Source organism: Alphaproteobacteria bacterium (assembly GCA_030739735.1).
GTDB lineage: Bacteria > Pseudomonadota > Alphaproteobacteria > UBA7887 > UBA7887 > UBA7887.
Map to the genome: position 1 here is coordinate 36,928 of JASLYQ010000022.1, position 12,395 is coordinate 49,322.

General features: G+C 55.5%; 14 protein-coding genes. 9 read left to right on the plus strand and 5 right to left on the minus strand.

Translation table 11 applies throughout. The features are described from left to right. Window positions 1-50 precede the first annotated feature (50 nt). From QF629_10900 to secB, 3 genes are all read left to right on the plus strand, one after another. Complete coding sequence (locus QF629_10900; protein MDP6014036.1) at window positions 51-494, plus strand: FxsA family protein; 444 nt, start codon at window positions 51-53, stop codon at window positions 492-494. After that, complete coding sequence (locus tag QF629_10905) at window positions 491-646, plus strand: hypothetical protein (GenBank protein ID MDP6014037.1); 156 nt, start codon at window positions 491-493, stop codon at window positions 644-646. The genes QF629_10900 and QF629_10905 overlap by 4 nt, the downstream gene beginning before the upstream one ends. A gap of 178 nt (window positions 647-824) precedes the next feature. Then, window positions 825-1,334, plus strand: coding sequence for a protein-export chaperone SecB (gene secB / locus QF629_10910; GenBank protein ID MDP6014038.1), 510 nt, complete (start codon window positions 825-827; stop codon window positions 1,332-1,334). A gap of 81 nt (window positions 1,335-1,415) precedes the next feature. On the opposite strand, the gene dnaQ is transcribed toward secB, so the two are convergent. The 5 genes from dnaQ to QF629_10935 are packed head-to-tail and all read right to left on the minus strand — an operon-like array spanning window position 1,416 to window position 4,989. Continuing rightward, on the minus strand, window positions 1,416-2,096 hold the full coding sequence (gene dnaQ / locus QF629_10915) for a DNA polymerase III subunit epsilon (protein ID MDP6014039.1): 681 nt from the start codon (window positions 2,094-2,096) through the stop codon (window positions 1,416-1,418). Further along, window positions 2,089-2,736, minus strand: coding sequence for a dephospho-CoA kinase (gene coaE / locus QF629_10920; GenBank protein MDP6014040.1), 648 nt, complete (start codon window positions 2,734-2,736; stop codon window positions 2,089-2,091). The genes dnaQ and coaE overlap by 8 nt, the downstream gene beginning before the upstream one ends. Beyond that, window positions 2,733-3,575, minus strand: a complete 843-nt coding sequence (locus QF629_10925; GenBank protein ID MDP6014041.1) for a shikimate dehydrogenase — start codon at window positions 3,573-3,575, stop codon at window positions 2,733-2,735. The genes coaE and QF629_10925 overlap by 4 nt, the downstream gene beginning before the upstream one ends. A 2-nt stretch (window positions 3,576-3,577) precedes the next feature. Beyond that, the gene (locus tag QF629_10930; GenBank protein ID MDP6014042.1) at window positions 3,578-4,171 is read right to left on the minus strand and encodes a Maf family protein; all 594 of its coding nucleotides are present in this window, start codon (window positions 4,169-4,171) and stop codon (window positions 3,578-3,580) included. Beyond that, the gene (locus QF629_10935; GenBank protein ID MDP6014043.1) at window positions 4,168-4,989 is read right to left on the minus strand and encodes a pyruvate, water dikinase regulatory protein; all 822 of its coding nucleotides are present in this window, start codon (window positions 4,987-4,989) and stop codon (window positions 4,168-4,170) included. The genes QF629_10930 and QF629_10935 overlap by 4 nt, the downstream gene beginning before the upstream one ends. Before the next feature lie 350 nt (window positions 4,990-5,339). Here QF629_10935 and hemE point away from each other — a divergent pair, with 350 nt between their 5' ends. The 6 genes from hemE to QF629_10965 form a co-directional block, all read left to right on the plus strand. Beyond that, complete coding sequence (gene hemE / locus QF629_10940) at window positions 5,340-6,356, plus strand: uroporphyrinogen decarboxylase (protein MDP6014044.1); 1,017 nt, start codon at window positions 5,340-5,342, stop codon at window positions 6,354-6,356. Further along, window positions 6,353-7,363, plus strand: a complete 1,011-nt coding sequence (gene hemH / locus QF629_10945; GenBank protein ID MDP6014045.1) for a ferrochelatase — start codon at window positions 6,353-6,355, stop codon at window positions 7,361-7,363. The genes hemE and hemH overlap by 4 nt, the downstream gene beginning before the upstream one ends. Beyond that, window positions 7,360-7,806, plus strand: coding sequence for a protoporphyrinogen oxidase HemJ (gene hemJ, locus QF629_10950; GenBank protein MDP6014046.1), 447 nt, complete (start codon window positions 7,360-7,362; stop codon window positions 7,804-7,806). The genes hemH and hemJ overlap by 4 nt, the downstream gene beginning before the upstream one ends. A gap of 206 nt (window positions 7,807-8,012) precedes the next feature. Next, window positions 8,013-9,269: a transcription termination factor Rho gene (rho, locus tag QF629_10955; GenBank protein ID MDP6014047.1), complete on the plus strand. Its 1,257-nt coding sequence runs from the start codon at window positions 8,013-8,015 to the stop codon at window positions 9,267-9,269. Between the two features lie 36 nt (window positions 9,270-9,305). Then, complete coding sequence (gene acnA / locus QF629_10960) at window positions 9,306-11,987, plus strand: aconitate hydratase AcnA (protein MDP6014048.1); 2,682 nt, start codon at window positions 9,306-9,308, stop codon at window positions 11,985-11,987. Window positions 11,988-12,296: 309 nt separating this feature from the next. Then, on the plus strand, window positions 12,297-12,395 hold a 99-nt coding region (locus tag QF629_10965; GenBank protein MDP6014049.1), incomplete at its 3' end, for a transposase.

A 12,395-nucleotide genomic window follows, 5' to 3' on the forward strand; every position in this document is an offset into this window, starting at 1 on the left:
GGTGGCGTGTAAAGTATCCCACATGGGGGCTTGCACAGAGGAGAACAAGCGTGGCGTTGGTGCTTTTAGCATTTCTTATCGGCCTGCCCTTGGTCGAGATCGCAGGATTCGTTTATATCGGCGAGGAGATCGGCGCCGCAGCCACTGTCGTCGTGACAGTACTAACGGCTGTGCTCGGCGTCGCCATCGTGCGCATCCAGAGTTCCGGCGTGGCCAAACGCATCCGCGCCGCCTTCGCCCGCAACAAAGAGCCCGTGGCCGAGACAGTCGAGGGCCTGGCGCTCGGGCTTGCTGGCATATTGCTGTTCCTGCCCGGCTTTGTCAGCGATACGGTTGGCGCGCTTCTCTTAGCGCCACCGTTGCGCTATCTAGTGGTTTGGTTGCTGCTCGGCTATTTGTGCAGGCGTGTCGCCGCATCGCGATTGCACAGCGAGCATATACTTGAAGGCAAGTACCGCGACGTCACGCCAAGCGACAAGGACAGCTCGTCATGATCCTGACGCCGCATGGCGAATCCGAACTCAATGTCGTCGCCGGCGTGATGCCGACCGATCCCAGAATCCGCGATCCCAAGCTGGCGCAGGAGAGCCGCAGCGCTCGACGTTCCGATCACCATCAAGCCGCTGGTGTGCAGCGCCGTGCCTAAACCTGAGACATCAGCCCTCCGACCTCACCCTGGCGACCGCCTGGTCCGATTTGCGCATTTCCCTCATGCCTAAACGCTAGTGGCCTAGGGTCGAGGCTGTTTTCCACTCCTCATCAGGTTGTCTCCCTCCCTCATCCATGATAGCCAGCGCCAACCTCTGTAGAACAGGAAATCAACCATGGCCGACGAGACCAGCGAAGCGGCAGCCGAGCAACAACACGCCGGCGGCGCTGAGCCGCAGCTTCTCATCCGTACCCAGTATGTGAAGGATCTATCCTTCGAGAATCCGCACGCACCAGCCAGCTTGCGCGAGAGCGCGGCCCCACAGATTGAGATCTCGGTCTCGGTAAACGGCAAATCCATGGAGGGTGACGACCACGAGATCGAGCTCATCCTCACGGCCAGTGCCAAGCGTGGCGACGAAGTCGCCTTCGTTGCGGAGCTGACCTATGCCGGGGTATTTCATCTTTCGGGCTTCACGCCTGAGCAGCTGCACCCGCTAGTCATGATCGAGTGCCCGCGCCACCTCTTCCCCTTCGCCCGGCGGGTGCTAGCCGACTGCACACGCGACGGCGGCTTCCCGCCCCTGATGCTCGACCCGATCGATTTTCTGGCCCTCTACCGTCGCTCCCAGGACGCGGCGGCAACCGAAACCAGTGGCGGCAACGGTCAGCAAAATAATGCCTGAGCTACATCGGCAAGGTTGCAAACACAAAATGGAGCTGATGTCCCTTTATTAGGACATCGCAAGTTATTAGGACATCGCAAGTCAGTTCCGTCGCCAAACGGGCTTTTTCAGGGTTTCGATAAAGGCGTCATGGGCGGCGAGCTCGTTAGCGTTGGCGGTGTGGGAGCGAGGCGAGCGCGGCTGCCGGGTGCTGCGAGCTGCTATGGTGGCCGGTTCGGCAGCAGCTGTCTCCGCTAGATTGAGACCCGCCTGACGGCCGCCGACTAGCTCCACATAGACATCGGCCAGCAACGCCGCATCAAGCAGGGCACCGTGATGGGTGCGAGCCGAGTTGTCTATGCCGAAATGCTTACACAGAGCATCGAGACTCGCCGGCGCGCCGGGAAATTTTCGCCGTGCCATTTGTAGGGTGTCGATCGCACGTGCCGTGTCGATGGGTGGGTGGCCGAGGCGCTCAAACTCCGCATTGAGAAAACCGAGATCAAAGCTCGCATTGTGGATCACCAGCCTAGCATCGCCGAAAAACGCTTCCATCTCTGCGACAATTTCGCCGAACAGTGGCTTGCCCGCAAGATGAACGGTACTGATGCCGTGGATGGCCTCGGCCTCCGCCGGCACCTCGCGCTCAGGATTGATGTAATGGTGAAAGCTTTCACCAGTGACGGCTCGATTAATCAGCTCTAGGCAACCGATCTCGATGATACGGTCGCCGCCACGAGCATCAAGGCCGGTGGTCTCGGTATCGAGAACAATTTCACGCACCGCGCGGTTTCCTTGCCAGACGTCTGAGCAGACCGGGGTCGGATAGTATCTTGCAGATATGCTTGATCACACTCAAGGATAGTTTGCGCCCGAGCCCGGTAGGAATAACAAAATCGGCGCGGTGGCGCTTCTCCGCATCCGGCGTCTGCCGCACGAGAATGCCGGCGAGCTTGGCCTCGGTCATGCCAGCCCGACGTAGGGCCCGGTGGCGTTGTACGAAGCTCGGCGCTGAGACCACCGCCACATAGTCGCAGCGGCTATCACCACCAGTTTCGAACAGCAGCGGCACATCGAGCACCACGAGTGGTACGCCGAGCGCTCTAGCTCGCCGTAAAAAGCACTCGCGCGCCTCACTGACCCACGGATGTAAGACGCTTTCGAGGCGTCTAAGGTCTTCTGGTTTGGCAAACACCATGGCGCCCAAACGCTTGCGATCAATCCTGCCGTTTTCGGCCACGACACCGGGAAACATCGCCTGCACAGCGCCATAGCCCCGTCCGCATGGCGCCATTATTTCGTGCACCGTCGCATCGGCGTCAAACACCGCTACACCGAGACGGCGGAAAGTCTCCGATGCTTGGCTTTTCCCCATAGCAATACCGCCTGTAAGACCAAGCACAACAGGCCGCCGCGCTTTCACGGCATCAGATCCGCCAACATGAAGTTCCGCAAGCCCTCGTCAACCTCGGGTTCACACCCAAACCACGCAGCAAAGCTTGGGCGAGCTTGATGCAGCAACATACCGAGCCCATCAACACAGCGCAGCCCACGCGCGCGCGCGGTACTCAGCAGAGCGGTCTCAAGGGGCACATAGACGATATCCGCAACAACCGCCTCGTCATCAAGCGCGTCGAGCGACACTTCCAACGGTTCCTTGCCTACCATGCCGAGGGTGGTAGTATTCACTACCAGACCACAGCCGGCCACAGCGTCGCTGCGCGCGTCCCAAGCTACCACCTCGATACCCGCAGCGAGCTCGTCCGCTAGAGCTTCTGCGCGACTTCGCGTGCGGTTGGTGAGGCGTAGCGCCGGCACGCCTGCCTCTAATAGTCCAATAAGTATCGCGCGGGCCGCTCCACCAGCCCCGAGCACCAAAGCGGCTTGATCATTCCGCCATTCGCCGACGCAATCCCCAAGGTTCGCTATGAAGCCATAAGCGTCGGTATTACTACCGGTTAGGCTCCCATTCTTCTCAACCACAATAGTGTTGACGGCGCCGATCCGCCGTGCCGTCTCCTCCATATTATCGACCACGGCAAAAGCCTTCTCCTTGTGCGGCACCGTCACATTACAGCCGACAAATCCTAGTGCCGGCAGTGCTTTAATTGCTTGAGCGATTCTCTCCTCTGACACTGCGAGAGGTAGATACGCACCGTCGATGCCATAACGCTCGAGCCAATAGCCGTGTAAGCGCGGTGAGCGTGAATGGCTTACCGACAAGCCCATGACACCGGCAAGCTTTGTTTTTCCCGTATATATCATTACTCTACTATTTGCTGATCGCGTAAATATGATAAGAGTGCCAATAATGGTAATCCCAGAATAGTGAAATAATCACCATCTATAGATTCAAAGAGATGCACACCATATTCTTCCAAGCGATAAGCACCGACAGTCGAGCAGACCTTCTCCCCTACCGCGGTTAAATAGTTTTCAAGAAAAGCATCAGAAAAGTCGTGCATTATAAGATAGGGACTCTCGCAATGCTGCCACTGTATCACTCCATCCCGCACCACAGCGACAGCCGTTGCCAAGGCGTGTCGGCGACCACGCAAAGTCACTAAGTGGGCCCTAGCCTGATCTGTAGTCTCGGGTTTATCGAACCAGCGCCCATCACAGTGAAGAATTTGATCGCCACCAATAACCAGGGCGCCAGGGTGTCGCGACGAAACCACCGCAGCTTTGCGGATGGCCAGAACCAAAGCAGTATCTACCGCACTTCTACCGTCTGCCACCATCTCCATCTTTACAGAATTTTCATCTATGTTCGCCGGATCGATTGTTACACCAAGACCAGCAGCTTTTAGAAGGACGTGGCGGGAGCTGCTAGCCGAAGCTAGCACTAGGGTAATCATATCTCTTCCGGTATTGCGCGATAAAGTTGTAGGATCGCTGCAGCTGTCTCTTCAATTGACCGCCGAGAAACATCAATTATTGGCCAATCATGACGTGTGAAAATGCGTCGTGCATCGCTAATTTCACGTCGCACCATATCAAGATCCGTATACTCGGTACTACGCATATCTTTCAGAGCGATAACACGGTTGCGACGAATTTGCACAAGACGGCTCGGAGATGTAGTTAAGGCCACAACCAAAGCGGTACTCGTGGCCAGACTATCCTCAGGGAAAGTCGAGTTACTGACAAAAGGTACGTTAGCAGCCTTAATACCTCGATTGGCGAGATAGATGCAGGTTGGTGTCTTCGACGTGCGCGAAACACCAACTAGAATCACATCAGCCTTATTCAGATTATCGATAGCATGCCCATCGTCGTGAGCAAGTACAAACTGCATGGCCTCAATACGATTATAATATTCACTGTTAAGAGCATGCTGGCGCCCAGGGGTATGCTGTACTTCAGTACCCAAAGTATTACTTAGCACGTCCATAACTCCTGCGAGTACGTCAACGCAGGGTACGTTAAGTTCGTAGCAGCCAGCTTCCAGTACATGACGAAGCTCCGGCTTGACTAAAGTGTAGAGAACAATACCAGGATGGGAACGTATAGATTGCAACACCTTCTCTATCTGCTCTAAGCTACGCACCAAGGCCCAGCTATGTTCCGCAGGATCACCGACTGAGAACTGTGCCATCGATGCACGCGCTACTGTGCTTACGGTCTCACCGGTCGAATCTGAGATTAAATGCAGATGAAAGGGTATCGCGCTCATGTGTATAACTTCACTGAGATTGGGGATATCTAGATCTCATTAGCGCAACTCGCAATTTTTTCCGATATCACGCACAAACTGCTCATGAATAGCTCAAACTATCCCCCTGTTGATAATCCCACCGTTAAGTGGCTTCATAATAATCCTATCCCAACAATTAACACTCACATATATAGCGACTTCGAGCCACTTACTAACAGGACTATCCACTGTAGCTATGTCAATTCACCAATCTTTCTCAAGATCTGTGGATAAAAGATAATCCCCATGATTTTCGCCCATCTACAACAACAATATTTCTTACTATTTAAGAATAGATTCTAGAAAGAGAACATAGGATCTGTGGAAAAATGAGAAAGCCACTGTTATGTGCGTTACGAGGTGAAGTGTTATCACAGCCACCAGTGTGGCTAATGCGGCAAGCGGGACGTTATCTGCCGGAATATCGAGAGCTGCGGGCTGAGGCGGTAGATTTTCTCAATTTTTGTTATCGACCTGAGCTCGCCTCTGAAGCGACGCTGCAACCGGTTCGGCGCTATGGCATGGATGCGGCAATCGTTTTTTCAGATATTCTCGTAATACCTGATGCCATGGGTGTTGATGTAAGTTTTGTAGAAGGTGTGGGACCAGTGCTGAAGCCGATCGATGACTACAGTAGTCTCTCGGTCGATAGTGTTACCGAGTATCTTGAGCCAGTCTATGAAACGTTACGTCGGGTTGTTACAGCCTTGCCTAAATCTTGTACACTTATTGGCTTTGCCGGAGCGCCATGGACACTTGCTACATATATGATTGAAGGTGGCACCAGCCGAGATTTTTCTACTACCAAGCGCCAGGCCGTTAGCGAAACAGATAGTTTTTTTTCTTTGCTTATGTTGCTTGTCGAGGCGGTGACAGAGCATCTTATAGCACAGGTTAAAGCCGGTGCTGAAGCACTACAGATTTTTGACAGCTGGGCCGGTGTGGTTCCGGCTGAGGCTTTCGAGCGTTGTTGTTTGGCTCCAGTGGCAGAGATCACACGACGTGTTAAATCTCGTTATCCCGATGTGCCAATTATAGCTTTTCCACGCGGAGTTGGAATTGGCTATCAAGGCTATGCGACGGCAACAGGTGTTGACGGACTATCTTTGGATTCAAGTATACCGGCAAAATGGGGTGCAGCGCTTGATGCCATTACCGTGCAGGGAAATTTGGATCCACAATCGCTTGTCGTAGGCGGCGAGCAGATGTCCTTGGCGGCACGTAAAATTCTTGCTGATATGGCTGGGCGCAGCTTTATTTTCAATCTCGGCCATGGCGTAGTGCCAGACACGCCTGTTGAGAATGTTGCTGAATTAATCTCGCTAGTGCGGGGTAGTCCAACGTGAAGAAGAGAGCGGTTATTATTTTTAATCTCGGCGGACCAGATTCGCTAGAGGCTATCCAGCCCTTTCTTTTCAACCTCTTTTCTGATCCAGCGATTATTTCACTACCCGGGCCACTAAGGCGGCTGCTTGCTAAGCGAATTTCAACAAAGCGCGCACCGATCACACGTGAGATTTATGCTCATATCGGTGGATGCTCGCCATTACTGGAACTGACCCGCGCGCAGGCAGAGGCGCTGGAGCAGACACTGGGTGACGGCTATCGTGTCTTTGTCTGTATGCGCTACTGGCACCCCATGAGTGAGGTTGTGGCAAAGGAAGTTGCCGTCTGGCGACCTGATGAGATTGTATTGCTACCGCTTTACCCGCAGTTCTCCACTACCACCACAGAGTCATCGCTGGTGGACTGGCAACGTCACGGCCTTGATCAGCCATGCGCGGTTATTGGCTGTTATCCGACCGAGGATGGCTTGGTACATGCCCACGCAGAGAGACTTGCGATGGCTCTCGAAGGCCTCGAGAGGCCGCGAGTACTATTTTCCGCCCATGGCTTGCCGGAATCGGTGATAGCACGTGGTGATCCCTATCAGTGGCAGGTGGAACAAACGGTTGGAGCGGTGGTCAAGGCTATTGGTGCCGCCGATCTCGATTGGGTAATTTGTTATCAGAGCCGAGTCGGCCTACAACGCTGGATTGGACCCACGACAGAGGATGAAATTCGCCGTGCAGGGAATGACGGTGTGTCGCTTGTCGTAATGCCGATCTCGTTTGTCTCGGAGCATTCGGAGACCGTTGTCGAGCTTGATATTGAATATCGAGCTTTAGCAGAGAGCAGCGGTGTAACTGCTTATAGACGGGCCCCGGCTTTGGGTACGGACCCTGCCTTTATCAAGGGGTTGGCCAATCTTGTGCGCGCAGCACGTGTAGATGCGCCGAACTTGCAGGATGCTGGGCGCCTATGTCCAGAAAGATGGTCGCGTTGTATCTGCCGGGCGGGGGGGATCCGATGAGCGAGTTTCTCAGCACCGTCTATCCCTGGCTGAAAGCGGTGCATATTATCTCCGTAATCTCCTGGATGGCAGGTATGCTCTATCTACCGCGCCTTTTCGTCTATCACTGCACGGCGGAGCCAGGCTCAGCACTGTCCGAGACCCTGAAGGTGATGGAGTCGCGGCTGCAACGGGTTATCATGACGCCGGCCATGGCTGTGACGTGGTTGTTTGGCTTGTTGTTGCTGGCTTCGCCCATGATAGATATTAGTGAGCATTGGCTGCAGGTAAAACTCGTGCTGGTTATTGCCATGTCGGTCATCCATGAGACTATGGCTCGCTGGCGGCGAGACTTTGCTGCCGATGTCAATCAGCGCTCGCAACGTTTCTACCGTATCGCGAACGAGGTCCCGACTTTATTGATGATCGGGATCGTGATACTCGTTATCACGAAACCATTCTAAGGCGCGATTTGACTTAGCTGAGTGCCTAGGATAGAAGAGCGCCGTCGGGGTTTGCGCTAGTGGGCGCACCATCTACTCCAGACTAAGATCTCTCTCAGCTAGCGATTCGAGACCATGGGCAGCCTTGCGCTGCGTTAGTCGGAAAACGAATCACTGCCGCTGTCTTTCCCACCCCCGTTGTGCACACGCCTCCATTCAAGGCACCGATGAACCTCAAGGAACTAAAAAATAAGATTCCAACGGAGCTTCTCGACTATGCTGAGAAGGCTGGGGTCGAGAACGCGAATACTATGCGTAAGCAGGATTTGCTGTACGCTATTCTCAAGCAATTAGCCGACCAAGGACAACCAATCTCCGGCGAAGGTGTGCTGGAGATCTTGCAGGATGGCTTCGGCTTTCTGCGCTCGCCGGAAGCGAATTATCTGCCGGGTCCCGACGATATCTATGTCTCTCCGAGCCAAATCCGTCGCTTCGGTCTGCGCACCGGCGACACCATCGAAGGCGAGATCCGGCAGCCTAAGGATGCGGAGCGCTACTTCGCGCTGCTTAAAATCAATACCGTTAACTACGAAACGTCTGAGGTTACGCGCCACAAGGTCCACTTTGACAACTTGACACCACTCTATCCGGACGAAGCGATCACGCTAGAGATCGACGATCCTACGGTTAAGGACAAAAGCGGTCGTGTCATTGATCTTGTGGCGCCTATCGGTAAGGGCCAGCGTGCGCTTATCGTAGCGCCGCCGCGTACTGGTAAGACCGTTATTCTGCAGAATATTGCCCATTCGCTTGAGGTGAACCACCCTGAGGTTTATCTCATTGTGCTGCTTATCGACGAGCGCCCAGAAGAAGTTACTGATATGCAGCGCTCGGTGAAGGGCGAGGTGATTAGCTCTACCTTTGACGAGCCGGCAACGCGCCATGTGCAGGTAGCTGAGATGGTGATAGAGAAAGCCAAGCGTCTCGTTGAGCACCAGCATCATGTAGTGATCCTACTCGATTCAATCACGCGACTCGGGCGCGCCTATAACACCGTCGTGCCATCTTCGGGCAAGGTGCTGACTGGTGGCGTCGATGCCAATGCCCTGCAACGGCCGAAGCGTTTTTTCGGCGCCGCGCGCAATATCGAGGAAGGTGGTTCGTTGACCATTATCGCGACCGCTCTGATCGATACCGGCTCGCGCATGGACGAAGTGATTTTCGAGGAGTTTAAAGGTACTGGCAATTCGGAAATCGTGCTCGACCGCAAGCTCTCTGACAAGCGAACCTATCCCTCGATCGATATTGGTAAGTCGGGTACGCGTAAGGAAGAACTGCTGGTTGAGAAGGGCGCTTTATCGAAGATGTGGCTGCTACGCCGTATTCTGACGCCCATGGGCCTTACTGACGCCATGGAATTCTTGCTTGAAAAACTGAAGAATACGAAAACCAATCAGGAATTCTTTGACTCCATGAACCAATAGGGCCGTCGATCCTCAAGCGCTACCCGGAGGTTTGCCGTGTCACGTGTTGGTAGGGATAGTCTCGCGCTTCGCCGCACTTTTACCATCGATGGTCAGGAGGTGGATTATTTTAGCCTCCCCGCGGTTGCTGAGGCTGGTCTCGGCGATCCCTCGCGGCTGCCGTTCTCGCTGAAGGTTCTGCTGGAGAACCTGCTGCGCTTCGACGATGACGGCAGCGGTGGCATAGATGACATTCGCACCTTGGCAAGCGGGGAGGGCACCGGCCACGAGATTGCCTATCGACCTTCGCGCGTGCTGATGCAGGACTTTACGGGCGTGCCGGCGGTGGTTGATTTGGCGGCTATGCGCGATGCCGTGGCCTCTCTCGGTGGAGATCCCGAGCGCATCAATCCCTTGGTGCCGGTCGATCTCGTCATCGATCATTCGGTGCAAGTCGACAATTTTGGCTCCGACAGCGCTTTTGCCGCGAATGTCGAGATAGAGATGCAGCGCAACCGTGAGCGCTATGCTTTTCTGCGCTGGGGTCAGCAGGCCTTCAAGAATTTCCGTGTTGTGCCGCCAGGTACCGGCATCTGCCATCAGGTTAATCTGGAATATCTTTCGCAGACCGTCTGGATTTCTGAGGATCTGAATGGGCGCAGCATCGCGTATCCTGATACTGTGGTTGGCACCGACAGCCACACCACCATGGTTAACGGTGTCGCCGTGCTAGCCTGGGGTGTTGGCGGCATTGAGGCCGAGGCGGCTATGCTCGGGCAGCCGATCTCAATGCTGATCCCGGAAGTGATCGGGGTAGCCTTGACAGGATCCTTGCCGCAAACCGCAACGATGACAGATCTGGCGCTGACACTCACGGCCATGTTGCGCGCTGAAGGTGTGGTTGGCAAATTCGTCGAATATACTGGTCCCAGCATTGATACGCTGAGCATTGCCGATCGCGCTACCATTGCCAATATGGCGCCGGAATACGGTGCCACCTGCGGCTTTTTCCCAATAGATCAGGCGACCATCGATTTTCTCGCCTTCAGTGGTCGCGATACCGCGCGCTGCCGCTTGGTTGAGGCTTACGCTAAGGCCCAGGGTATGTGGCGCGAGGCAAATGTACCCGAGCCCGCATTCACAAAGGTACTCGAATTCGATCTCTCGACCGTCGAGCCTAGCCTCGCTGGGCCTAAGCGGCCTCAGGATAGGGTCGCCTTGAGTGCCGCAGCAGCGTCATTCGACGAAACGCTGAGCGAGGCCTTCGGCCGCGTGCCAGGCAGCACTAAGAGCGCAGCGGTGGCGGGTGCCGACTACGACCTCGAAGACGGGGCTGTGACCATCGCCGCCATCACCAGTTGCACCAACACTTCTAATCCGGATGCCATGATCGGTGCCGGGTTAGTGGCCCGCAAGGCCCGTGCCAAGGGACTCAACGTTAAGCCCTGGGTTAAGACCTCGCTGGCACCAGGCTCCAAGGTGGTGAGCGACTATCTTTCTCGCGCCGGCTTGCAGGACGATCTTGATGCCCTTGGCTTCAATCTCGTCGGCTATGGTTGCACCACTTGCATCGGGAATTCTGGGCCTCTGCCCACAGCCGTCGGTAAGGCCATCGACGATGGCGATCTCGTGGTCTCCTCGGTACTTTCAGGCAACCGTAATTTCGAAGGCCGCGTACACCAGCAGGTGCGCACCAACTATCTTGCCTCCCCACCCTTGGTGGTCGCCTATGCGCTGGCGGGAAGCTTGCGCACGAACATCACCACGACCCCCCTCGGCGAAGACGCAGACGGCAATGCGGTGACGCTTGCCAACATCTGGCCGAGCCGCGACGAAGTGGCAAAGGCAGTAGCCGAGGCACTTACACCTGAAATGTATAGCGACGAATATGCTGACGTCTTCTCGGGCGATGCGGACTGGCAGGCGATAGCTACGTCCGTGGCGCAGACCTACGACTGGCCTGATTCCACCTATGTTGCCAACCCACCCTATTTTTTCGGCATGGCGGAGCAGCCCGGCGGTATTGGCGATATCACGGGCGCCCGTATCCTTGCGATACTGGGCGATTCGGTGACAACTGACCATATCTCGCCGGCTGGCAGCATCGCCCGCAATAGCTCAGCGGGCAACTATCTGATTAGCCTCGGCGTCAAACAGGCAGACTTCAACTCCTACGGCGCGCGGCGCGGCAATCACGAGGTGATGATGCGCGGTACCTTCGCCAACATCCACCTGCGCAATGAGATGGCGCCAGGCACGGAAGGCGGATGGACCCGTCTGATGCCGTCCGGCGAGCAGACCAGTATCTTTGATGCTGCCATGGCCTATGGCGAAAGCGGGACGCCGCTGGTCGTTGTGGCAGGCAAGGAATATGGCACCGGCTCGTCGCGCGACTGGGCTGCAAAGGGGCCGTATCTGCTCGGCGTGGGCGTGGTTATTGCTGAGAGCTACGAGCGTATCCACCGCTCAAATCTGGTAGGCATGGGCATCCTACCTTTGCAGTTTAAGGATGGCGATAACCGCATGAGCCTTGACCTCGATGGCAGCGAGATACTTTCGTTCGGCGGTCTGGCCACTGGGCTGACACCGCGTATGGAAGTAGCATGTACGATTACCAGCGCCGACGGTGCGATCCGGGAGTGCAACTTGATCTGTCGCATAGACACCGACAACGAGATGGACTACTTCCGCAATGGTGGCATCCTGCAATACGTGCTGCGCCAACTTGCCGCCGGATAGATCAGGCCTACTCCACCAGAAGTGATTGGCGCTTGAGGGGTCGGATGCCTACCTTGACGGGAGTGAACAACCGATTTCAGTCATGACGAAATTGCGCTCTCCGCTCTCCGCGCATCGCTCTTAACTCTCCTTTTATTGCTACGGTTCTGCCATCCGCCGTGACGACTTTCTGAACGTCATCGTGGGGAAGGTGGGCCTACCGAAGATCGCTGGGAACGGAGCTCATATGGGCTTAGGGAACAGATGGAGTGACCTGAGCCCCGAAAACTCCCTCATCTGATAGGAGAGTCCGTCACAGAGGAGACGGACATGAGGCAATCACGGTTCACCGAGGAACAGATCATCGCGATTTTGGCTGAGCAGGAGCGTGGCCTGAAGACGGCGGAGGTCTGCCGCGAGCACGGCATC

Excerpts from the sequence above, each read along its gene's own strand:
- QF629_10905 (MDP6014037.1), top strand. The coding sequence starts at position 491 with ATGATCCTGACGCCGCATGGCGAATCCGAACTCAATGTCGTCGCCGGC.
- hemJ (MDP6014046.1), top strand. The coding sequence starts at position 7,360 with ATGAGCGAGTTTCTCAGCACCGTCTATCCCTGGCTGAAAGCGGTGCAT.
- hemE (MDP6014044.1), top strand. The coding sequence starts at position 5,340 with ATGAGAAAGCCACTGTTATGTGCGTTACGAGGTGAAGTGTTATCACAG.
- QF629_10935 (MDP6014043.1), bottom strand. The coding sequence starts at position 4,989 with ATGAGCGCGATACCCTTTCATCTGCATTTAATCTCAGATTCGACCGGT.
- secB (MDP6014038.1), top strand. The coding sequence starts at position 825 with ATGGCCGACGAGACCAGCGAAGCGGCAGCCGAGCAACAACACGCCGGC.
- QF629_10930 (MDP6014042.1), bottom strand. The coding sequence starts at position 4,171 with ATGATTACCCTAGTGCTAGCTTCGGCTAGCAGCTCCCGCCACGTCCTT.
- rho (MDP6014047.1), top strand. The coding sequence starts at position 8,013 with ATGAACCTCAAGGAACTAAAAAATAAGATTCCAACGGAGCTTCTCGAC.